This is a genomic window from Maribacter forsetii DSM 18668 (assembly GCF_000744105.1).
Classification (GTDB): Bacteria; Bacteroidota; Bacteroidia; order Flavobacteriales; family Flavobacteriaceae; genus Maribacter; species Maribacter forsetii.
This window is the reverse complement of record NZ_JQLH01000001.1, coordinates 2,385,572-2,409,697: the sequence shown is the minus strand read 5'-3', so window position 1 is coordinate 2,409,697 and position 24,126 is coordinate 2,385,572. Positions and strand designations below refer to the sequence as shown.

The window sequence follows — 24,126 nt, the reverse complement described above, 5'->3', positions numbered from 1 at the left end:
TATTACCAATCAATTGGGAAGTAATCCTTTAAAAATTTACCACACCAATGTTTACCCGTATTGATACCATCAAAAAGTGGATCCATTACTCTAGCAGCACCGTCAACAATATCTAAGGGTGGTTGAAAATCGTGTACTTCTTGCTTCTTCTTAGCTAATTCTGCAGGGTCTTCGTCAGTTACCCAACCCGTATCGACTGCATTCATGAAGATTCCGTCTTTTGCTAATTCCCCAGCAGCAGTATGTGTTAACATGTTCAAGGCAGCCTTCGCCATATTGGTATGTGGGTGACGAGATTCTTTAAAGAAACGGTGGAATTTACCTTCCATCGCCGTTACGTTTATAATATGCTTTTGACCTGTATTCTCTTTCTTCATCAGCTCTGCCAAGCGATTGCAAAGTACAAACGGAGCAACAGAATTAACTAGTTGAACTTCAATCATTTCAGTAGTTTCAATCTCGCCTAATTTTAAACGCCAGCTGTTTGTTTTACGCAAATCTACTTGTTGTAGATCGGCGTCTAATTCACCCGTTGGAAAAACCTCTTGGGCTACCAATGCATTGTCAAAACTATACGGAATCTGAGACAGCTTTGCAGAAGCTCGTATACCAATACCAGGTTCTGGTCCGTGCCAAGTAACCGGCATGTTTTGATTTGGTGATGCTTGTTTACTAAATCCTTTTAATTCTTGTAAGCAACTTTCATGATCACTTAATACCATTTGTGCAAACTTAGGTAGTGAAGAGATTTCTTTCTCTTCATTTTCCATAAGATGGTGGTAAAAACCAGCCGGTCTACGTACAGTCTGTGCTGCATTATTAATTAAAATATCTAGCTTATCATATTGCTGCTCAATGAAATTGCAGAATATTTCAACACTGGGTATATGACGTAAATCCAAACCATGAATTTTAAGTCTATGTCCCCATTCCATAAAATCTTCTTCCTTAGAAAAGCGAAGCGCGGAATCTACGGGAAAACGTGTTGTTGCAATAACGGTTGCGCCACCACGTAGTAACATTAATGTAATATGATAACCAATTTTTAAACGAGATCCGGTAATAACCGCAACTTGACCTTTTACATTGGCATTTTGGAATCTTTTCGCATAATTGAAATCGCCACAATCGCTACACATGGTATCATAAAAGTGATGAAGTTTAGTGAACTCTGTTTTACAAACGTAACAATTACGTGGAGTGGTCAATTCTGGTAAATCTTTGCTTGCCAATTCAGCAGCGGGTAATAATTTAGGAGCGACAAATACATGAGCTTCACGGGCACTACGAATACCAGTTTCTTTACGTGCATGCTTGTCACGAACGGCTTGCTTTCTTTTAGCGTTTCTTTTGGCATCTTTTACCCTTTTCGCAAACTCTTGTTTACTAGGGCGAGACAATTGGCCAGCTACTTTAATTAAAGCAATGCGTCTCTCTTCTGGAATTTCAAATATCTGATTGGTATCGTTTACCAATCTATTTAAAATTTCAATACAACTTTCAATCTCTGTTAAATCGATTTCAGTTTCGTTATCGTGTTGTTTATCCTTCATCATACTACCTTAAAAAGGGCAAAAATACTAACAATGATTAAAGTACGGTAATGCGCACTTTTTTCTTTTTTAAACGGGAATTGTTCAATTGATTTACAAGTTGGTCAGATTTATTCTTTGGCACTGCCACAAAAGCACAATCTTGCTTTAATTCAATATCGCCTAATTCTTCTCTGTTCAATCCTCCTTGTTTAAAGAAAAGTCCTGCTATATCACCTTTTGATATTTTATCTTTTCTTCCACCAGAAATAAATAAGGTCTCCCAAATAGGGTCTCCTATCCTATTGGTTTTACTTATGTTTATTCCTTTGGATTTCTTAATGAATTCGGGTAACGATTCTTTGTTCCATTGCAAAACATATGCAGTTCCCTTTTCATTTACACGTGCCGTTCTACCGTTACGGTGCGTAAACTCTTCTATTCTATGTGGTAATTCGTAATGAATAATGAATTTTAATTCAGGTATGTCAATTCCCCTTGCGGCTAAATCAGTTGCAATTAAAATACGACTACTGCCGTTTCTGAATTTGATTAAAGCACGCTCACGGTCTTTCTGTTCCATGCCACCAGAAAAGCACTCATGCTGAATGCGTTGTTGGCTTAAATAATCGCTAACACTTTCAATACTATCCTTGTAATTACAAAAAATAATGCCTGGTTCTTCACCTATGTATTTTAGGAGCTGAACAAGCGTTTTTAATTTGTCTTTATCTTCTGAAATAACAGTGCAGATCGTAAGTTGTGAAGGTTTATCATTTTTAAGAAAATTGACTCGCTTCGGATTTTCCATACCTACAAATTTCGGTATCTTAACACCTTCTGTTGCAGAAGTAAGAATACGTTTTTTAAGGTTTGGAAGCTCTGCAAGAATCTCACTCATCTCCTCTTCAAAGCCTACTTCTAAAGATTTATCGAATTCGTCAAGAACCAAAGTTTTAATATGGTCTTTAGTAAAACGGTCTGCAAAGAAATGGTCAAGAATTCTACCAGGAGTACCTATTAATATTGCAGGAGTATGTTTCAGTTCAATTTTATCTTTAGACATGGGTCTGCCACCATAAATGGCATTCACTTTAAAACCAGTACCCATATTACGAATGACCTGTTCTATTTGAATGGCCAATTCTCTGGAAGGAACCAAAATCAATGCCTGAACTTCAGGGTCGTCATGGTCTAAAATATCTAAAACCGGTAAAAGAAAAGCCAATGTTTTTCCTGTACCGGTTGGAGAAAGTAAAATGGTATTATTCGATGATGAGATAACATCTAACGCACGCTCTTGCATCGGATTTAACGCATCAATATTCAATTTTGATAAAATCTCTTTTTGATTTTTCATGCGTCTTTGATAACCATTAATTTATATACGATTATGCCTCTTGAAGGTCACGTTTCGATTTTCTGTACAGATAATTTGGGAAAATGGTTCTTTTCGCGAATCTGTTCAATTTGTTAGCATTGATCATTTTCTGAAAAATAGGTTTTGTTACGCCAAAATACTCATACGTAGCACCATCAACGAAAGTAACTTCTAATACTAAACCATTATGCTGAAAATCGGCAACGCCAGAGTTAATAGACTCGTTGTATACTTCTTTATTAGCTTCTTTGGTTTCAGGGGCGATACTTACTAAAAAGTGGTATCCGTCAATAATACGACGGCTTTCAACCTCTGCTTCTTCTCTTTTGTCGTCACCCTCTTGAAATTTGTCTGGATGCCATTCTTTTACCAATTTTCTATAGGTAGACTTAAGGGCTTTAAGTTCAATTTCTTTTTCAACCCCGAAGAGTTTCTTATATTCATTAATACGCTTCATAATGCAGCTTTTTTGCGGGTGCAAAACTACATCTTTATTTTGACGTGAAAGCTTGAATTTCAGTAATAAAAGAAAAACTACCTTATATAATTAAACCTTAATCATTTTTAAGTCCCTTTTCAAGAACCGATTTGATACCGGCAAGATTATCAGAGAATTCCATCATCTGCGAAAGTACTTGAGCCATCTCATTGGCATTACCAAACCCTTTTAATTTATTGTTCTTTACAAATTGCTCTTTAATAGCACTCCAACGCGCATCTTCTTCCGTAGTAAGATTACCGATCAGCTCATTGTACTTTAACAAGTTTGCTTCTGCAGAACCAGTTAAAGTCTGCGCTTCATTCTCATAATGTGAACGTAAAAGCGTGTTCAACTCCCGCTCGTTCATTATAGGCACAATCTGAGCCACCAACTTGTTCATATCCCTATAAGAGCCTTGAAGTTTAAAAGAAGGTTCTGTACGGTATTCATCTTGCATTGCGGCACTTTTAATGTAGGTTGCATTTACTTTCAATAATACATCTCTTACCCGCAATACTTTTTCGATAACCTTTTTATATTCTTCAACTTCTTGACTAGAATGGTTTCCAATTAATTGACCCTCATCAGATTTAGATTCAATTTGTTCTACCAATGTATACACATCATCAAATTCTTTACTTGCCAATTGCTGTAAAATAGGATTTGCTGTAAGCGAATTTTCTACCAAACTCAATCGAAATAAATGTTCGGTTTCGCCAATAATATCACCAAGGTTATAAATATCCGCACGGTTGGCTAACATATCTGGAATCTGAAATTTCTCTCCGCTTTCCGTATATGGGTTACCTGCCATTATTACGCAGAATTTTTTACCACGTAAATCGTATGTTTTAGGCTGCCCTTCGTATACACCTTCTATTTTACGAGTACCATCTGATAAGGAAATGAATTTTTGTAAAAATTCTGGATTACAATGCTGAATATCATCAATATAAAGCATGACATTATTCCCCATTTCAAAAGCAAGGTTCAGCTTTTTAAGTTCTTCGCGTGCAGCACTGTTCTTAGCAGATGCTGGATCTACATTGGTTACCTCATGACCAATTGCCGGTCCATTTATTTTAACGAAAATTAAACCAAGTCGGTTTGCTATATATTCCATCAAGGTGGTTTTACCATAACCTGGTGGCGATATTAAAAGCAACATACCCATTCTATCGGTACGTTTGTTTGCACCTACCGTACCTAGTTGTTTCGCTAAATTGTTACCGAAAATTGGAAGATATACTTCATCAATTAATTTATTACGTACGAATGATGTAAGCACTCTTGGCTTAAATTCCTCTAACTTTAAATCAATTTTCAGCTTTTCGGTTATTTCGTGTTTTGTCTTTTTAAACTTTAAAAATGCCGGAACTTCATCTGACACGAATAAGCTCATTCTAGAAATAAAATCATGATAGTTGAACGAATAAACTCCTTCAACAATAGTTTCATGAGAACCTCTCAGCTCTTTTAGACTTTCATTTGGCGAAACTGCTTTGATTTTAGAAGCAGACTCATCTCTAAACAGAATGGCTCCTACAATTTCATTTTCATATCTGTTTAAATTAATATTAGCATCGACATCTTTTTTAGATTTTAAAAATGCACCTACCCATTGTTTCACCAAACGAACTTTAGATGAAAATTTTGGAGCTTCTTCAACACTTTTCTTAAACTTTAAATCTGCATTTTGAGATTTAAGTAATTTTAAAAATTCATCTTTTAATTGAATAGCAAAGCCACTATACACGAATTCAGAATCTGATTTTAGCTCTTCAAACAAATAATCAGCAATATCTTCGCTTAATAGTACGTCAAAAAGTTTCGTTTCTTCAGAAAAGACTTCTATTTTCTTTTTTAATCCCTCAATTATAGAAGCGTATTCTTTAGATTCAGGAAAATATTGTAAAACCTCTCCTGCAGCTTTTAAACCTTTATCTAATTCGGCTTTAACATCTTTATCCAAATCATACCAGAAAAATTGGGCATACCCACGAATTTCTGGTCGGTAGGTAAGTAAATCTAATTCATGGTGTTTATGTACCAAAAGTTTCAGTATTCTTGAAGCATCAACATCATGAACCCCTTTTATATAGCCTTCAGAATAGTCGTTTCTACTTTGCTCTTGAACAAGCTTCAATAACTCTTCATCACTTAAAGGAAGTAAATCGTCTTCGGTGAACTTTGAAAATATTTTGTAAGCTAAATATGCAGCACGATAAATATCATCGGTTTCAGAAACATATTCCTGATTCCATAAGTGCCTATTCTTAACAAATTCTTCATTGTTCAGTACTTTGTAAAAATCGGTTCCTGTTAAATGATAATTGAGTTCGTTATCATGAAAAACAATCGTTAAGTCTAACTGTTGCTTGTTAACGCCGAATTTGTGTTTACCTAATCTTATAACACTATCGCCATCTTCATAAAGATCAAGCTTATCCTTTAACTTTCTAAGAGCATCTTCCCTAGCCGTTTTCAATTGGGTTTCAATCTCTTCAGCTTTACCACTATCATCAAGCTCTTGCAATTGAGAAATAATATCACGCAGCTTATTAATCATTAAATCTGACGCAAAGTATCCGTTGATTTCTACGGCAGAATTAAAGCTCTGTGCTTTTTTCTGTACCCCTTTTAATATTCTGGCTGATGCATTGGCTAATGCGCTAGATTTTTTATTCCGTTTTTCAATTAAAGAGTTCTTTCTTGCATCAAAAGCAGCATAAACCTCTTCTCTCTTTTCAATAATAGTTTCGATAAATTCTTCGAAATCGGTGAATTTACCTTCTAGTTCTTCTAATTGAATAGATGTTTTGGTTTGATATTCATCACACTTTTCTGGTGTAGATGCCATATCTAGATAATTGATGATACTCTGGTCGATCAATTTTAATTGTGCGGCAAATTCTGCCTTGGCTTCAGATATACCAAGAGAATTTCTTTTGTTTTTTAAAGCCGCCTTAAGTTCATTTATAGTTGAGAAAATCAATGAAATATCATCGATTATCTTAGTGGAATGGGCAGTATCTTCAATTTCTAGATTAGAAACAATATCAATCAGCATTTCTAGTTGGGTACTGATCTCATTAATTTCTTCTTCCTTCTCTTTAGCTACAATTACCTTTTCAACAGTAGCTATAAATTCTTTTTTATCTTTTAAAGCGTCATGGTATGGTTGTAATGCATTCGGGTTTAAAAGAAACTGAACACAACGTTCTGATATCTTTTTGGTCTGCTCTCCTATTTGTTCTTCCAGGACCTCAATATATTCTAAATCAATATATCGTACTTCTTTAAGCGAAATAGCTTCACCTCTTAAAGATCGCAACCTGGTAAGTAACGCAACAAACTCATCAATACTTTTAAATGAGGTACTTTTGATTTTATTAAATAACTCCTCAGAATTCTGTTGAATTAGTTTAGATTGATTTTGAGCATTTTTACGCAGTTGTACTACCTTTTCAAACTCATCAATAGCAGCGTTAGATGCTTTGTTGATTTCTTCAATGGGCTCGTTTAATTGATGTGTTTCTGGTTCTGGTAACCAATAATACGCATCTAATATATCTTTCGAGAACTTTGCAATATCACTATATAGTCCGGCGTAGTTGTCGTTTTTATTCAACAATGTAATTAAGCCATTGACTTCTGCCATAGCCTTTACAATATCTTTGTTTCCTATTTTATAAAGAAGAGTATCTTCATGCTGAGAAGGCACGTAATCACCTTTTAAATAAGGTGTTTGCCATATTTGAACTACATGATGTTTGGTTTGTTCTTGCTCAGTTTTGAAATAACAAAGTTCACCATTTTCTAAAATTGTAAATCCATTACAGATGATAGGCGTTTTAATAACCTGGCTTATGATATTATAAGACATAAGGTTATATAACCCTTCGGCAGCAGAATAGAAAACATACAGAAAATCTTCTCCGTTAGGAGAAACAATACGTTCTTGAAACTTTACATTAGGGATAGCATTATCAAAAATATGATACTCTCCTGTTTGTAAATAATAACCCGTTGGAAAGATGATACCTTGATCATCTGGCAATAAAATACAGGCATTTTTAACCGATTCAATTTTTTGAACCTCTTTCATTTTGTCGTTGTAAACAAAGTAGCGAGGCGATTCTTGAAACGGTTTTATTTCTAGTATTAAAAGATTACCCAAATCGCCAAAGCGATATTGCCCATCATCAAGAGTTTGGTCAACGTATTCTACTGGTTCATCTAAAATACCTTTGCCTTCAGCAGTGTTATCTTCTATTTTTATGGTAAGATCGCCACCAATAGTTTCTACAAACACACGGTCTTTAATAGACACGTGAGGATGCACACCATAACGTTGCATGTCTCTTGTAGCCTCTTGCCATTTAAACTCTTGTTGAACAGGAAATTTATATTCATGTTCGCTACGGTTATCAATATACTTTAAAGCATTATCAACCAAAAGCCATTTAAATGTTTTAATATCAGTAGGACTATCGCTCAACTGAAAAACCATATGAAGATAATTTCCGATTACTGCAAAATTGGAAAATATCGTATTTCTATAGTATTTATATAAATTGGTAAAGTCAGATCTAAAAGTTTCGTCATCTAAAATATCAAGAGTAGAAGCTTTAAAACTATTTTCTTTAAACTTATAAGCGCTAAAAACGTCTTTAATAGTTATCTCGGTTCTAAGACCAAAATGAACATTATACCCGAACAGACAAGTGTCGCCAAAAGAAACGATATCTCTTGCTATACAATTATTCTCTGTATTGATTCTGTCATTAGCAATAAGCTTTGTTTCTAATGATCCAAAAACGGTTTTTCGATCATCATTTAGATTAATTAGCTTACTCTGTAACAATTCCTTCTGCTTTTGCAGTCGGTTTTTAATTACATCATAAGTACCGCCATCTAAAATATGTTCTTCCGTTTTGTCTGTTCGGGATTCTTCTGCCATAAAAGTAACTAGGCTTTAGTATTACATTAATAATTCACTTAAAAACTCTTAGCGCACTTGGTTATTTCAGCTTTTTATCTCCCATACCTAATCCCTTTGCAAGGTTAAATAGGTTGCTAAATAACGTTTGTTCGTCGCTATCGTTTGATTTTGACTTTAAGTCCATCAGTAAATTAGCAATAGTCACATTCTTAAGGTCTTCAGATGAAATTCCATATTTATCAGCGAATTCTTTTACCTTTTCTAAAAGATTTCCCTTGACATCATCGCTGCCTAAAATAGCATCTTTTACATCTTGTATATTGGTACTGTTTTCAACCAATCTATCATACCCTTTGGCTCTAGTAATTTGTCCGATAATTTGATCAAAGAACATCGTTTCACCACCAACAATATCAATTTTGGCAGCTTTTAAAGCATCACCAATAACCTGTGCCTGAGCATCTGCTATATCTTTTTGAATATTTATGTGAGCAAGATCAACTTGTAATTCTTTATCTAAACGCAATTTAAATTCTTCATGCTCTTTACCAACACCATCTAGTTTCTTCATTGCATTAGCTTTCTCTTCAATACCAGCGGCATCTGCTAGCGCCTTTTCTTTGATAACATCAGCCTCAGCTAACCCGTCTTTACGTTTCGCTTCTGCCTTAGCTTCAATACCAGTTGCTTCAGCTTTCGCTTTTTTCTCAATGATAATTGCTTGAACAATTCCCTCACGCTCGTAAGCATCGGCTTTAGCATGCATCACTTGGGCTTCAGACATACCAACAGTTGCTTCTTCTTTAGCTGTTGCTTCAGCTAAAATTTTACGTGCTTCAGCCTCTTTCTCACTCGCTTCTTTATGAGCTAAAGCTTCAATATTAATTTCTTCGGCTTTTTGCTTTGCAGCTTCTTTTTGTGCTTCTGCAGCCTTAATTGTTTTAATTAAGTCTTCTTGAGCATTCGCTTCGGCAATAGTAATTTTTACTTGCTTATCTCTATCTGCAGTTTTAAAAGCTTGAATATCTTTCATGTTCTCTTGCTCTTCTACTACTCCTTTTTCAAGAGTAACACGATCACGAATAACATCTTGTATATTCTTTTTCTCTACTTCAACAACTTTTTCTTTTTCAATCTGTGCCAGCGTAACTACTCTTTCTCTTTCCGTAGCCTCTAAAAGTCTGTCTTTTTCTACTCTTTCCGTCTCTACAGCATCTGTACGTTGCTTATTTTTTAAAGCGACAATAATTTGACGCTCCATATTTTCTTCGGCAACTTTTACTTTTTCTTGTGTAGCTATACGAGCAGTTTCAGACTTTAAACGCTCTTCTTCGCTAACTTTTAAAGTTTCTGCCTCTTCGCGAGATTTTATGTTCGCAATCTCTCTTTTTTGTTGTTCTTCTTTTTCCGCTAACTGCTTGTCTAGCTCTAGAATAGCTTCACGAGCTTCTACATCTTGTTTACGAATAGTTTTCTCCTCGTCACGCTTAATAAGGTTCGATTTAACATTTTGAGCAGCCGTAAGATCATTGATTTTTTTGATACCTTCTGCATCAAGAATATTATCTGCTTTCAAATGCGCCACGGCAGTTTGCTCCAGATAATCTATAGCACAATCTTCTAAGGTATAACCATTTAGGTCAATTCCAATAATATCAACGATCTCATCTCTAAACTCTCTACGCGCTTCATATAATTGAATAAAATCGAACTTTTTACCAACGGTTTTTAAGGCTTCAGAAAACTTGGCTTCAAAAAGCTCTTCAAGCGTTTCTTGTCTAGAAGCTCTCTGTACACCAATGGTTTGAGCAACTTTTTTAATAAGGTCAACTTCATTATTTACCCTAACGAAGAATGCCACTTTAATATCCGCACGCATATTATCCTTACAGATAAGACCTTCTGTCGCTAATCTTTCAATTTGAATTTTCTTTACAGAAATATCCATTACTTCAACTCTATGAAATACTGGCACTACATACAGACCTTTGTCCGTAGCTACTTTAGTTCCTCCAAATCCAGTTCTTACCAAGGCTTGACCTTGATGAACTTTTTTGTAGAACATTGCAATGATTGCAAAATAAACAATGATAAGGAAGAGGATTACCCCCAAACCTATACCGATAATTGAAAAGATGGATTCCATAAATGATTTAAGTTTTATTGGTTATAAGATTGTACTAAAAAGTGTGTGTGATCCGCAGATCGTTTGATGATTAAAACCGAACTACCGTAGGTTAACGGTTTACGATCCAAAGATTTTACATAGATAGAATGACTATTACCATCTGCTTTTACTTCTGCATTACCCATTTTATCTTCGCTAATATTAGATAGCAAAGTTGCCTGTCTGCCTAAAAAATCAACAGGAGCATCGCCATCTTTATTCAGTTGCTTGAAAAAGCCCTTGAACGGAGTGGTAAATAATTTATTAACGAACAATGCTGGAAAAAGCGCAGCGATCATAATAATAAATCCTATATAATTGTCATAGGTAAACGTCAATGTGGTCGCTAAAGTTGTAATCAACCACCAAACAAATATCCAGCAGGTAAACGTGAACATAAAAGGCAGTCCTACAAAGTTGAAATAGATAAGGAATATTTGCCACCATTTTAGTGGTCTACGTCTCTTTCCTATGACATCTTCCTGGTTGACTTCAGTGTTAGAAATATCTTCAAAATCAAGATTACCACCTTCAATACCAGCGTCTAGATCTACATCGGCGTCAACATCTATATCGACATCAACATCTAGGTCAAAATCAAGACCACCTATCATGGTTATGATCCAATACACCAGAAGGAGTATCAATAATAAGGTTAACGTGATATTTACCTCAGAAAATAATATGTCTATTAGTTGATTCAAATTTTTATTTTTTGGATTTGTTAAACCCTAGTTGTTCTTTAAGTTTTTGAAGTTCGTCATCTGCAGCGGCTTCCGTAGTATCGGCAGCTTTGTCAAGTTCGTCATCTATAGATTTACTCGAATTTGCGATATCACCATAAGCTTCTGCCAAGGCTTCTTCTTGCGCAATTTTCTCCTTCATTCTTTCAAGCATAGAAACAGTACCGGTGCTATCCAATTCAGCCATTTGCTTGTTTAGGTTTTTGGTGGCATTACTAACCTTTACACGTGCTTTAAGTGTTTTAAGCTCATTCTCCCAATTGCCTATGTTTGCTTTTAAAGCTTCTACATTACCTTGCATTTGACTCACATTAGCTTCAAATTTTTCAGTTTCGGTTTTTGTAGCTTCTAATTGCTTTTCATTGGTTTCTTTCTGCATTAAAGCTTCTTTAGCAAGTCTGTCCGCTTCCTCAGCGTCCATTTCTTTGCTATTAGCCTTCTTTAAAATTATAATGGCTTTATCTTGATACTCTTTTGCTTTATTTTTATAAACATCTTGATCGTTCTTAGAACGTATGGCAAGTGCTTTTACTTGTGCAAGAGCTTCTAAACTTTTTTCCAAGTCTAGCTTCATATCCCTAATGCCTTGTTCGGTCATCTTAATAGGATCTTCCATCTTATCAATTGCTGAATTAGTTTCAGCCTCTCCTATTTTAAATAGTCTTTTAAATATATTCATGATTTTTTATTTTTAGTATTTAGAAAATTCAATTATTTGATCTGAGTATTCACTCATTAACAAGCTTAGAGAATTTAAGCTGGCTTCTATTTCATTTAGGTCCATATTCTCGATCTGTAACGTATCTCTGAATATGACCCTGTTTGCGGTTTCATCAAGAACGAAAGCTCCATGAATGATATCTCTATTCTTCTGTAATAAACTTTTAAATATCTTTTCAGATTGATTATGAACAGAAAATATAAATTGTTCCATAATCAAAATTGGAGGTGATACTCCTAGAATGAGATTTTTAATTCCAGAGTCTTCTTTCTCTACAACCAAAATACCGTCTGTTCTATTCTCTTTAACGATATTAAAGTTTAATTGAAGAAGATAATCTCTGGTTATATTAAAATGGTTTTTCATATTGGTTAGTTTTTGTAGGTGGATTCTTAGATTCAATAATACAACATATTATTGGTGTGTTTTCTTAAAATCAGATTAAGAACGCTAAAATGTAAACAACGACGATGAACATAATATTGTGTTTTAAATTGGTTAATAAAAAATAACAGCTCAAAATAATAGCAATTCAAATATTTATTGCTAATTTTGTTAGACAAATATAATACTATTTTTAGTATTTGCAAATAATATTAGCAAAAAATGTCATACTTCGGGAAGAATATCAGAAAAATTAGAAGCTTAAAAAGCCTTAGCCAACAGGCATTTGCTGAGCTGTTTGACCTTAAAAGAGGGACTTTAGGTGCATATGAAGAAGGAAGAAGTGAACCTAAATTAGAGACACTAATAAAAATTGCTAATTATTTTAGCATACCTATTGATGACCTGCTGAAAACTGAATTAACGGTCAATAATTTATTAAAATTCAAAGGCAATTTAACAGTAGAACAAGATTTAGGTGAACAAGAATTTTTTATAAAAGTACCTTGTATTACCGCATTAAATCAAAGTGATTATCTTAAGTATTACAGTAAAGATTCTTACATACAAGACTTACCTTTTTTATCATTACCTATAAATCCTGATAAAAAATTTAGAGCTTATACCGTACAGAATTTAGAAATGAGCAAGAACGAATCTGGCATGTTTCCTAAAGATATTGTTATTGGTGAATTAATACCGCCTGAGGTTTATTCTAAACTGAATAATGGTACTTTAGTATTTACGGTTACCAATCAAAATATCATTTTAAGAAGATTATTTATTACAAATGATAATTTTGTACTACGTGCCGAACATAAAAATGTTGATGATATTCTACTTGATTTAAAAGAGATTAAAGAGATGTGGCGTGTTAGGTATGTGTTTTATCATAGATTACCGGAGACCAACTTTAACTTAGAAGAAAAATTATTTCAGTTAGCACAAGATTTTGACAAACTCAAAAAAGAGCGATAATAAAAAAGCCCTTCATTTCTGAAGGGCTTTTTCTTAAACTTGAAAGTATATATGTCTTAGATAACTTTAACGTTCACTGCGTTTAAACCTTTGTTACCTTCTTTAAGTTCAAATTCAACTTCATCGCCTTCACGAATCTCATCGATTAAACCAGAAATGTGTACAAAGTGGTCTTTTTCAACTCCTTCTTCAGTGATAAAACCGAAACCTTTTGTGTCATTGAAAAATTTTACTGTTCCTTTACTCATTGTAATGTAATTTAATTTATAATACTTATTAAGGCGCAAAGATGACGCCAATAGTTGAGAAACAGCGTTTAAAGTTCTTTTATATCTGTTTTTTGTGAAGACTTTAAGAGTTTTCGTACTTAAATTGAGTTAATAGAAGGTTTGTGGTCATATTATTTCTCAAATAAACTATCCCAAATCTGAAAAATAACTGGTTTATTGAATTTTATATTGAATTGGATAATCATAATTTATGATACTTTAGTAGAAACAACTTCATATCAACATACAATACTCATTTCAATGAAAAACTTATTCTTATTCAAAAATGTCCTGTTTGGGGTACTATTAACATTATTTATTTCTTACAGTGTTATAGCCCAAGAACCTAAATTCAATATTTCTAAAGATTTGCTGCTAGTTCAATTAGATTGCAAAACAGATATTGACGATTTACACACTGCAGCCGGTTTGGCAACACTTTTAAAACACCCAGATTACAAATATTTAAATTACTTCGCTGTAGCTGGTGCTTATGGTATTCAAGAAGGATTATATGTTCCGCCAAATGAATTAATGAAAATGGCGTTTAAAAGTAATTGGACAGATGCGGACAAGGAATGGGAAGCATCTTTAGATAAAGTGGTCAATAAAGCGCTGAAAACGATAAAAGACGGAGGTTCGGTTTGGGTTGCCGAAGCTGGGCAATCAGATTTCACTGCAGCTTGGGTAAAGAAGTTGTCGGAAAAGAACTCTTCAATAAATATAAAAGAAAGTATTCATGTAGTTCAACATAGCGATTGGAACGAATCTGTTACTGAACCAACTAAATTAAAGTATGCTCAAACTGTAACGGACTACCATAAAATAGCAGATGGTAATGAAGTGGGCAATGGTACACCGGGTTTAAAATCTGATGGTAAGGTTGAATGGGAATCTAAATTAAACGATGAACACTTAACCAAAGTTTGGAATACTGCTATTCGTTTAGGAAATGAATATAATGGAAAGGAAGGTAGATATTTAAATGAAAGTGTTGCTGAAGGCGGATTAGATTTTTCTGATTTAAGTGAAGTGTGCTATATTTTAGACCTTATGAACATTAAAAATACAGATGAGTTTTTTACTTATTTTATGGTAGAGTAAAACCTATTTTAGTTTTAAAAAGGCCTCTTGCAATCTTTTTGTAATGGGGCCTTTTTTATTTCCTGAATATAGCTGGTGGTCATCAATATTTTGAATAGCTGCAATTTGAGTACTGGTACCTGTTAGGAAAGCTTCATCAATACTATCAATTTCAGCTACCTTAATGGCTTTTTCTATAATTTTAATACCAAGTAAGTGGCAAAGTTCAATGACTACAATTCTGGTAATACCATTAAGAATATGCTCATCTGCTGGGTGAGTATATACTGCTCCGTCTTTTACAAAAAATAAATTACTGTGAGATGCCTCTGTAAAAACGCCATTTCTATGTAAAATGGTTTCATAACAATCATGCTGCATAGCTTCTTCGTTAAGCATTACATTTCCTAAAAGAGAAGTCATTTTAATATCGCATCTAGACCACCTAAAATCTTTTCGTATAATAACATGTGCATTTACCAAATTTATTTCAGGTAAAACTTTTGGTACAGCATAAATCATTACTGTTGGTTTTATGTTTGACGGAAAAGAATGTTGTCGCGGTGCCACTCCCCTGGTAATCTGTATGTACAGCATACAGTCCACATCTGTCAACTGAGCAGCGTGTAATAATTTAGGTATTTCGTTATTAAGAATAGCTACATCAAAATCAATATTAACTTTATGTAAACCGGATTGTAGTCTTGCCAGGTGCTCTTTTTCATAAAAGAAAATTCCGTTTATTTGAACCATAACCTCATAGAGACCGTCACCAAAAATAAATCCGCGGTTAAAGACAGAAATTTTAGCTTCAGCAGAATCTACAATCTGTCCGTTTAAATAAACTTTATCTGGATAACTCATATTATTTAAAACCTATTAAGTTATTGGAGCATTAAGGTTATAACTATGTATAAATGAACCATAAATATAGCTACAGAATAAATAACTCTGGCATGGTCGCATAAAAAAAAGCAGCCTTATCGGCTGCTTATGTATACATCTTATCTATTATTAATTGTTGCTGGCAAGAGCTGTATTGTTATAGGATAACCTATAAATAGCATCACCATAATCATCTGATATAAGCATAGATCCATCTTTTAAAACTAACATATCTACTGGTCTACCTGAAGCTTTTTGTTCAGATTCGTTTAACCAGCCATCAATGAAAATCTCGTTATTTACAACTTCGCCATCTTCAATATCAACCATCATAATTCTATAACCTACTTTCTTGCTTCTGTTCCAAGAACCGTGTTCTGTAATAAAAGCTTTGCCCTTATATTCTTCTGGGAACATAGTACCTGTATAAAATTTTATAGCTAAAGGAGCAACGTGAGCATCTAGCTGCAAAGCAGGGTCAACAAAATCTGAACAAGGTCTTAAATCTCCAAATTCTGGATCTTTAATAATACCACCATGGCAAAATGGATACCCAAAATGCTGACCAGCTTCGGTAACTGTATTCAATTCGCAAGGAGGAATATCATCACCTAACATATCACGACCATTATCTGTAAACCACATTTGCTTTGTATCAGGATGCCACGTAAAGCCAACTGAGTTTCTAACTCCTCTAGCATATATTTCACGATTACTACCATCAGCATCCATTCTTGAAATAGTTGCAAAACGTTCATCTTCATCGGTACGGTTACAAATATTACATGGTGCACCTACCGGTACATATAATTTATCATCAGGTCCAAAGGCTATGTATTTCCAACCATGGTGAAATTCCGTCGGAAAATCATCATAAATCAATTCCTTTTCTAATTCACCTCCAACTTGGTCTTCAATATTTGGGTATTTCCAAAGACTACCTGGTTGCGCAACATATAAATCACCATTTCTCATGGCAATTCCGTTAGGCACTTCCATAGTATCAAGCACTATAATATTGTCAGCTTTAAAATCTCCATTAGTATCTTGTATGGCATATACATTATTTTCTGTTCTAGTGCCTACGAACAAAGTTCCGTTATCACCCATTGCCATAGAACGAGCGCCGTCTACTCCCCTAGCATATACTTCAATTTGAAAACCTTCTGGAAGATTCAGGTCTAGTAACGCCAAATCTGTACTATCAAGTTCAATTTCTTTTGCCGTACTATCATTGTTTTCTTTCTTATTTTCTTTACAAGAGTGTAATGCTATAACTACGGACAAAACCATAGCTAATTTTAAAAATGAAGTTTTCATATAGAGGTAGTTTAATTTGATACGAAGATACACAACAGGATTTACTATCAAGATTTTATAAATACAGTTGTAGATTATTATAATTAAAAAAAGTCTGTCATAACCAAGTTATGACAGACTTTAATCAACCAAACAATATTTTAATATTTAGGAGTTTCCATCCATAGCCTTGCCAATAAGGGTATCACCCTGTATAATTTCAAATGTACTATTTATAGCAGCATCATCATGTAAAGACCTTACCAGTGTTTGTGCAACATCATCTCTAGTAATGGAGCCTTGCTTATTCAAATTTGATTTTAGTTCGATTTTCCCTGTGCCAACATCATTAGTCAATGATCCCGGTCTAACTATTGCGTGCATTAAATTTTTAGATTTAAGGTATTCATCGGCATTGTGCTTAGCTTTTAAATACTCCTTTAGATCACTAGCTTCTTCAGGATTGTCTGCACCCATAGAACTTAACATAACAAACTTTTTAATGTTTGCATTTTTAGATGCGTCAATTAAACTTTTTGCACCTTCTTGATCAACTTCAACTACTTTTTTACCACCAGATCCGGCAGCAAAAATCACTTTATCAATATTTTCAACAGTATGTGATAAGTCTTTCTCTAAATCACCCAAAACTGTCTTTATATTATCCTTTTCAAATTGTTCTTGCTGCTCTTCTTTTCTAACCATTGCTACAGGCTCAAAATATTGAGAGCTTTTTAAAAGGTTAACTATTTTTTTTCCTGTGGTACCGTTAGCACCAGCAACTAATACATTTTCCATCTTCAAATTATTTATTTGCAAGTTGTTGAAATTACCATGATTAGTTTGATGCTTTACCAAAAAATGTTAATCCAAATACAGTTCTGTTCCTCATAGTTTCTTTCGTAGTATATGAGCACGTATAACAATGTTTTGTGTCAAATACCGAGGGTAAGAAATGTTAGCTTACCATGAATTGATTAAAACAAGATATATGAAAAATAAAGATAAAAATACAAGCTATAATTCTGATGTAACTACAGATGATTTGCAAGCTTTGGGAGAAAAAGTAAAAAATACGAGGACGGATAAAGGTGATGATAGTCAATTAAACGATCGTGAGAAAAATGTAGATTTCGCAGGAAAAGATTTAGATGTGCCTGGTAGAAACTTATCTCGAATTAATTCTTTAAAAGATGAAGAAAACCAGTTGTATAGTCAAGGTGGTTCAGGCAATGAAGATTTAGAGCGAAATACAGACCATATTAAATAATCTAGCTGGTTTATTTAATATAAAAAAGCAGCCATTGGCTGCTTTTTTATATGTTAATGGGTTTAATTAACTAAGGTGCGAAATCAGTTCGATTTCTGCATTCAATAATTTCGAAATTGGACAAACCGATTTAGCATTTTCTGCAATTTCTTTGAATTGTGCGTCCTTAATTTCTGGTACATCACCTTTTAATTCTAGAACTACCTTTACTATCTCACCATTTTTAAATTCTACTTTAGCTTCTACATCAAGTGAATTGGGGGTAAAACCTTCTTCACCTAATAAAAAACTCAACTGCATAGAAAAACATCCTGCGTGTGCCGCTCCTATCAGCTCTTCAGGATTGGTGCCATTTCCTTGTTCGAATCTAGTGTTGTATGAGTATTGTGTGTCTTGTAAGACTGTACTTTCAGTTGTTAAGGTTCCTTGCCCCTCTTTTCCGCTTCCTTTCCAAGTTGCGTATGCTTTTCTTATAAAATTCATATTTATATATTTTAATAGTTAATAATTATTATGCGTGCTCGGTTTCTTGATTAAACGTAGGATAGTCAATATAACCTTCTTTACCTCCAGAATAAAACGTGTCATTGTCCCATTCTGCCAGATCATGACCTTTGGCAAAACGTTCCACTAAATCCGGATTGGAAATATAAAGTTTACCATAAGCGACCAAATCAGCATTGCCTTCTTCAATAACCTTGTTCCCAGATTCTTGGTCAAACCCTGCATTAATCATTAGTGTGCCATTATAGAGAGGTCTAAAATGCTTGGCAATATCCCTTATCGCAAAGGAAATATCCGAAACATCTGTAAATGGTTCTGATAAATGGATATAAGCCAAATTATAATCGTTCAATTTTTTGATGATATATTCAAATGTTGGTATCGTTTCCTCGTCCATAGTAATACTGAACATTCCGTCTAAAGAAGGGTTAAATCTAACGCCGATTTTTTCTTGTGGGATTACCTCTTTAATAGCATCTAAAACTTCAAAAAAGAAACGAGTTCTGTTTTCTATAGAACCACCGTATTGATCTGTTCTATGATTAGATGTTCCATTAAAAAATTGATGAAATAAGTATCCATTGGAAGAGTGAATTTCAACACCGTCAAATCCTGCTTCCATGGCATTTATAGCTGCGTTCTTAAAATCTGCTACCGTTTGCTTAATGTCTTCAATGCTCATGGCTTTTGGTGTAACCGTATCTTTAAATCCTTCTGGAGTATATGACTGTGCATTCGGGTTTATGGCAGATGGCGCTAAAGGCAATTCACCATTATGGAAATCTGGGTGAGACATTCTACCCACATGCCAAAGTTGTATGAAAATCTTACCTCCCTTATCATGTACTGATTTCGTTACTTTTTTCCAGCCTTCTACTTGTTCTTTTGAATGAATACCGGCTGTATTTACATAACCAACGGCATCTTTAGAAACCTGCGATCCTTCAGTAATAATTAATCCTGCGGAAGCTCGTTGCGTATAATAGGGAACATGTAAATCTTCTGTAGGTGTATTTCCTTCATTGGTAGCTCTACTACGTGTCATAGGCGCCATGACTACCCTATTCTTTAAGCTCAGATTTTTATGAAATGGGGTTAATAATATTTGTGTACTCATATATGTAGATTTTTATAAAATGAATTATTCAAACCACAAAGCTCTTATTATTAACTGTATTCTTTTGACTCTTATCGTTAAAACATTGTTATAAAACTAAAAAATATAGGGATGCTTTATCTAAGCCTTATGTTTGCTTTTTTATAAATTTTAAAACCTTCCAAAAATTTTGTCGTAGGTACTTTCAAAGACAACCTTTCTAAATCAAATTTTATGAATTTTAGCTGTAAAAGGGCGAATACGCTGTTAACTTTTATTTTTTTATTATGTTTATTATCTAAGGCAAATGCCCAGAATCTAAAGGGTGTGGTCACCGATAAAGAAGGTGTGGCCTTAGAGAATGTGGGCATTTTCAACCAGTCATCGGGGCAACATAGCCACTCAAACCTTACCGGTTCCTTTTCATTACCAGCAACCACATTAAACGATTCAATATTTTTTTCGAACTTGGGTTTTAAAACCTTTATATTAGTAATTGAACAGAAACATTTCAATGAAGGTGTTAATATAGCTTTAGAAGAATCCAGCATCAATTTAGAGCAAGTTGAAGTGATTTCTAAAGTTGATGCCATGAGTAGAATTGTAAATGTAGATGTACAGAACGACCCTGTAAAATCTTCACAAGAGATTCTTAGAAAAGTACCGGGTCTATTAATAGGTCAACATGCAGGTGGTGGTAAAGCTGAACAGATATTTTTAAGAGGATTTGATATTGATCACGGTACCGATGTAGCCATAAGTGTAGATGGTATGCCGGTAAATATGGTATCTCATGCACACGGTCAAGGGTATGCCGATCTACACTTTGTAATACCGGAAACTATAGATAATATCAACTTTGGTAAAGGTCCGTATTACGCGGACAAAGGCGATTTCAATACAGCCGGATATGTAGATTTGAGTCTTAAGAAAAGCATTGATAAGAGTATGGTCTCTTACGAAGCGGGACAATTTAATACAAACAGATTTGTAGGTCTCTTCAATATTTTAGAAAGTAGTAAGAGTAGCGCATATGTAGCATCTGAGGTGTATTTAACTGACGGACCATTTGATTCTCCACAGAATTTTAACCGTATAAATATTCTAGGACGATATAATTATAAGGATATAGGGAAAGAGGAATTAACTTTGACCGCATCACATTTTCAAAGTAAGTGGGATGCTTCTGGACAAATTCCACAACGCGCAATTGATCAAGGTATAATAGGTCGTTTTGGTGCTATAGACGATACTGAAGGCGGACAAACAAGTAGAACGAACTTGATGTTGAACCACACTAAATTTTTAGGTGAAGATCAATTTTTAAAAACAAGGGCTTTTGTCAGTAAATATGATTTTGAACTGTTTTCTAATTTTACCTTCTTTTTAGAAGACCCAATAAATGGAGATCAAATACGCCAGTATGAAGATAGAACCATAATGGGAGCTGAAACTGTCTTTGAACAAATAGATATAGCCGTTGGTGCAGATGACAGGTTTAAATATTCTGCGGGAATAGGATTTAGAAACGATAACGTAGATGATGTGACCTTAGAGCATACTTTAAACAGGAAGACGGTTTTAGAACAATATGCCTTTGGTGATGTAGATGAAACCAATATGTACGGTTTTGTTGACGGAGAGTATAAAACAGGTAACTGGACATTTAATCCGTCTGTTCGTTTCGACTATTTCAACTTTGACTATGAAAACAAACTAACTGAATTATATGATAATAAAAGCGAAAGCAAGGCTATAGTGAGTCCTAAATTAAACACTATTTATTCAGTAAATAAAGACTGGCAGTTATTCTTGAAAACTGGCTTAGGTTTTCATTCAAACGATGCCCGTGTAGTTACGGCAAACGAAGGTAGGGATATTCTCCCAAGGGCATATGGTGTTGATTTTGGAACTATAATCAAGCCAGTGGATAAATTGGTGTTGAACGCCACATTATGGGGGTTATTTTTAGATCAAGAGTTTGTGTATGTTGGTGATGCAGGTATTGTTGAGCCTAGTGGAAAAACTAGAAGAGTTGGTGTAGAAGTTGGTGCGCGTTATCAAATGCTAGATTGGTTATATCTATATAGTGATGTTAATTATACCTATGCTAGAAGTACAGAAGAAGCTGATGGTGAAGATTATATTCCTTTAGCGCCAGATTTTACTGCTGTAGGCGGATTGTCTTTCAGCGATATTGGCAATTTTTCAGGGAACCTTAACTATAGATATTTAGGTGATAGAGCGGCTAATGAAGATAATAGCATTATCGCAGAAGGATATTTTGTGACCGACCTAAACCTGAACTACCATATCAATAATTGGACAGTTGGTGTAATCGTTGAAAACTTATTAGATACGAAGTGGAACGAAACGCAATTCGCTACCGAAAGTAGATTGTTCAGTGAACCAGCTTCTGTTGAAGAAATTCATTTTACTCCCGGTACTCCATTTTATTTAAGAGGCAAGGTTGCTGTTAGATTTTAAAGAGTTGTTCTAAAAATATTTTAAAAGGATGATTTGTTACTTCTGTAATGAATCATCCTTTTTTTAGACCAATGCAGCATGCAAGAAGTTTTTAAAGATTTTAGTACTGGTGGATTACTGAAAATTGGTAATGAATTATTACTAGAATCTTATAGAAAACCAAAGCAAGCCGGAATCTATATTTTTATAAGAACCACTACTCAAAAAGCTTCTATTGAAGTAGATGGTGTTCCATATACCATTTCTGAACATAGTTTGCTGGCATTAACACCAATTCAGTTCTTACATTACACAGAAGGCCGTAATTTGATCGTCTATCAATTTAACAGAGAGTTTTACTGTATAAAAGACCATGATAAAGAAGTTAGCTGCGCTGGCTTATTGTTTTTTAGTAATGCACATATTCCTGTTATAGATTTAGAAGAAAAACAACAACGAAAGTTCGATACGCTGCACGAGGTATTTGTTGATGAGCTAGAAACTGAAGATACCATTCAAGCAGAAATGCTTCGTATGCTTATGGCTCGTTTTATGATTATGAGTACGCGACTGCTTAAAGCAAAAGAAGGGTTTAGCGAAGCTACCAATGATGTAAAAGTAGATTTGCTCAGAAACTTCAATTTGCTGGTTGAAGAATATTACAAATCGGAACATTCGGTTGTTTTTTATGCCGATAAGTTATTTAAATCTCCAAAAACACTTTCAAACACCTTTTCAAAATTTAATACCACTCCCCTACAAATTATTCATGAGCGTATTATTCTTGAAGCAAAGAGATTACTTATTTATACAGATAAGACCACAAAAGAAATTTCTTATGAAATTGGTTTTGAAGATGCCTCTCATTTAAGTCGCTTATTTAAAAAGCAAACTCAGCAATCTCCGTCTGATTTTAAGAAGCAACTTAAAAAATCATTTTAGGGAAAAATTGACAATACCTCGGGTAAAATTGCCCGTTTTAAGATTCTTAATACCTAGATCTTTGTAGTGTAGAATTAAAACATCAAAGACATGAACTTAAAACACAAATCAATCTTCAATTTAATTGAAATATTTACGTCTAAGAAGACGGTTATACCTAACACTATCAATGTAGATAAACATTGTCAACATAATCATTTGTCAGATTACTATTGTGATTCTGATAGTACTTCAAGACTAACAAAAGCATTCAGTTCTTTTTTATAAAGGAAAAATTGACATGTAGAAAGGACGTCTCAACATAATAAGGTTTCATAGTGAAGCTACCTTTGTACCAGATAATTTAAAGAACAAATCAATAATAATTAAACATAAAAATATGAGCACATTTAATATACCAACAAGAGAAGACGTAAGTGAAAACAATAAAGCGATTTTCGATAATTTAGAAAAAGCTTTGGGCTTTGTTCCTAACTTATATGCAACATATGCAAATAGTGATACGGCATTAGAAAACTACTTGAATTTTGCAAACGCAAAAACATCATTATCAGCTAAAGAGAAAGAAGTTGTCAATTTAGCGGTTAGTGAAGTAAATAACTGTATCTATTGTTTGTCTGCACATACGGCAATAGGTAAAATGAACGGATTTACTGATGAGCAAATTCTTGAACTAAGAGCTGGTAAAGCATCTTTTGACTCCAAATTGGATGCTTTGGCTCAATTAGCAAAAAACGTTACAGAGAATAGAGGTCGTACAGATGAAAAAGTTTTAGAAAATTATTTTGCTGCTGGTTATACAAAAGCAAATTTAATTGACACCATTTCATTAGTAGGTGACAAAACAATATCAAACTACATACATAGCACTACTCAGGTGCCAGTAGATTTTCCTGAAGCAGTTGCTTTATAAATACAATTTTACAAACAATAATTATTAATATATCCATTAGAGCAAAAGCTCATTAAATTTTAAACAC

General features: G+C 34.1%; 20 protein-coding genes. 6 read left to right on the top strand and 14 right to left on the bottom strand.

The features are described 5' to 3' along the window. Nucleotides 1–2 precede the first annotated feature (2 nt). The 8 genes from P177_RS10140 to P177_RS10105 form a co-directional block, all read right to left on the bottom strand. Nucleotides 3–1,553, bottom strand: a complete 1,551-nt coding sequence (locus P177_RS10140) for an SDR family NAD(P)-dependent oxidoreductase (RefSeq protein WP_036154433.1) — start codon at nucleotides 1,551–1,553, stop codon at nucleotides 3–5. Nucleotides 1,554–1,590: 37 nt separating this feature from the next. Then, nucleotides 1,591–2,892 (bottom strand): DEAD/DEAH box helicase, encoded by a 1,302-nt coding sequence (locus P177_RS10135; protein WP_036154431.1) that lies wholly within the window; start codon nucleotides 2,890–2,892, stop codon nucleotides 1,591–1,593. 31 nt (nucleotides 2,893–2,923) lie between these two features. Continuing rightward, nucleotides 2,924–3,370: a KTSC domain-containing protein gene (locus tag P177_RS10130; protein ID WP_036154429.1), complete on the bottom strand. Its 447-nt coding sequence runs from the start codon at nucleotides 3,368–3,370 to the stop codon at nucleotides 2,924–2,926. A gap of 97 nt (nucleotides 3,371–3,467) precedes the next feature. Further along, nucleotides 3,468–8,357: a DNA repair ATPase gene (locus P177_RS10125; protein ID WP_036154427.1), complete on the bottom strand. Its 4,890-nt coding sequence runs from the start codon at nucleotides 8,355–8,357 to the stop codon at nucleotides 3,468–3,470. A 61-nt stretch (nucleotides 8,358–8,418) separates the two neighbouring features. Next, nucleotides 8,419–10,485 (bottom strand): flotillin family protein, encoded by a 2,067-nt coding sequence (locus P177_RS10120; RefSeq protein ID WP_036154425.1) that lies wholly within the window; start codon nucleotides 10,483–10,485, stop codon nucleotides 8,419–8,421. 14 nt (nucleotides 10,486–10,499) lie between these two features. Continuing rightward, entirely contained in the window at nucleotides 10,500–11,210 is a 711-nt protein-coding gene (locus tag P177_RS10115) for an OB-fold-containig protein (protein ID WP_036154423.1), read from the bottom strand. 4 nt (nucleotides 11,211–11,214) lie between these two features. After that, the gene (locus P177_RS10110; protein ID WP_036154421.1) at nucleotides 11,215–11,928 is read right to left on the bottom strand and encodes a PspA/IM30 family protein; all 714 of its coding nucleotides are present in this window, start codon (nucleotides 11,926–11,928) and stop codon (nucleotides 11,215–11,217) included. A gap of 12 nt (nucleotides 11,929–11,940) precedes the next feature. Beyond that, nucleotides 11,941–12,336, bottom strand: a complete 396-nt coding sequence (locus P177_RS10105; RefSeq protein WP_036154418.1) for a type III secretion system chaperone family protein — start codon at nucleotides 12,334–12,336, stop codon at nucleotides 11,941–11,943. A gap of 240 nt (nucleotides 12,337–12,576) precedes the next feature. Here P177_RS10105 and P177_RS10100 point away from each other — a divergent pair, with 240 nt between their 5' ends. Further along, nucleotides 12,577–13,332, top strand: a complete 756-nt coding sequence (locus tag P177_RS10100; RefSeq protein WP_036154416.1) for a helix-turn-helix domain-containing protein — start codon at nucleotides 12,577–12,579, stop codon at nucleotides 13,330–13,332. A gap of 56 nt (nucleotides 13,333–13,388) precedes the next feature. On the opposite strand, the gene P177_RS10095 is transcribed toward P177_RS10100, so the two are convergent. After that, nucleotides 13,389–13,580: a cold-shock protein gene (locus tag P177_RS10095; RefSeq protein ID WP_027067037.1), complete on the bottom strand. Its 192-nt coding sequence runs from the start codon at nucleotides 13,578–13,580 to the stop codon at nucleotides 13,389–13,391. 282 nt (nucleotides 13,581–13,862) lie between these two features. Here P177_RS10095 and P177_RS10090 point away from each other — a divergent pair, with 282 nt between their 5' ends. Then, nucleotides 13,863–14,705 (top strand): hypothetical protein, encoded by an 843-nt coding sequence (locus P177_RS10090; protein WP_051941796.1) that lies wholly within the window; start codon nucleotides 13,863–13,865, stop codon nucleotides 14,703–14,705. 3 nt (nucleotides 14,706–14,708) lie between these two features. Here P177_RS10090 and P177_RS10085 read toward each other — a convergent pair whose 3' ends face one another. From P177_RS10085 to P177_RS10075, 3 genes are all read right to left on the bottom strand, one after another. Next, a complete protein-coding gene (locus tag P177_RS10085; protein ID WP_036154415.1) occupies nucleotides 14,709–15,548 on the bottom strand; it encodes an aminotransferase class IV in 840 nt (279 codons plus the stop codon). A gap of 150 nt (nucleotides 15,549–15,698) precedes the next feature. Further along, complete coding sequence (locus P177_RS10080; protein ID WP_036154413.1) at nucleotides 15,699–16,889, bottom strand: PQQ-dependent sugar dehydrogenase; 1,191 nt, start codon at nucleotides 16,887–16,889, stop codon at nucleotides 15,699–15,701. A gap of 147 nt (nucleotides 16,890–17,036) precedes the next feature. Then, complete coding sequence (locus P177_RS10075; RefSeq protein ID WP_036154411.1) at nucleotides 17,037–17,666, bottom strand: SDR family oxidoreductase; 630 nt, start codon at nucleotides 17,664–17,666, stop codon at nucleotides 17,037–17,039. 193 nt (nucleotides 17,667–17,859) lie between these two features. Between P177_RS10075 and P177_RS10070 the strand changes: the two genes are divergently transcribed. Continuing rightward, nucleotides 17,860–18,138 (top strand): hypothetical protein, encoded by a 279-nt coding sequence (locus P177_RS10070; protein WP_036158188.1) that lies wholly within the window; start codon nucleotides 17,860–17,862, stop codon nucleotides 18,136–18,138. 66 nt (nucleotides 18,139–18,204) lie between these two features. Here P177_RS10070 and P177_RS10065 read toward each other — a convergent pair whose 3' ends face one another. Both P177_RS10065 and P177_RS10060 read right to left on the bottom strand, forming a co-directional pair. Then, nucleotides 18,205–18,621, bottom strand: a complete 417-nt coding sequence (locus P177_RS10065; RefSeq protein ID WP_036154409.1) for an OsmC family protein — start codon at nucleotides 18,619–18,621, stop codon at nucleotides 18,205–18,207. Between the two features lie 28 nt (nucleotides 18,622–18,649). Next, nucleotides 18,650–19,759, bottom strand: coding sequence for an alkene reductase (locus P177_RS10060; RefSeq protein WP_036154407.1), 1,110 nt, complete (start codon nucleotides 19,757–19,759; stop codon nucleotides 18,650–18,652). Nucleotides 19,760–19,972: 213 nt separating this feature from the next. Here P177_RS10060 and P177_RS10055 point away from each other — a divergent pair, with 213 nt between their 5' ends. The 3 genes from P177_RS10055 to P177_RS10045 all read left to right on the top strand — a co-directional run bounded on the left by P177_RS10055 (nucleotide 19,973) and on the right by P177_RS10045 (nucleotide 24,059). Then, entirely contained in the window at nucleotides 19,973–22,225 is a 2,253-nt protein-coding gene (locus tag P177_RS10055; RefSeq protein WP_084684665.1) for a TonB-dependent receptor, read from the top strand. A 78-nt stretch (nucleotides 22,226–22,303) separates the two neighbouring features. After that, the gene (locus P177_RS10050) at nucleotides 22,304–23,146 is read left to right on the top strand and encodes a helix-turn-helix domain-containing protein (RefSeq protein ID WP_036154405.1); all 843 of its coding nucleotides are present in this window, start codon (nucleotides 22,304–22,306) and stop codon (nucleotides 23,144–23,146) included. 379 nt (nucleotides 23,147–23,525) lie between these two features. Next, the gene (locus P177_RS10045; RefSeq protein WP_036154404.1) at nucleotides 23,526–24,059 is read left to right on the top strand and encodes a carboxymuconolactone decarboxylase family protein; all 534 of its coding nucleotides are present in this window, start codon (nucleotides 23,526–23,528) and stop codon (nucleotides 24,057–24,059) included. Nucleotides 24,060–24,126 lie beyond the last annotated feature (67 nt).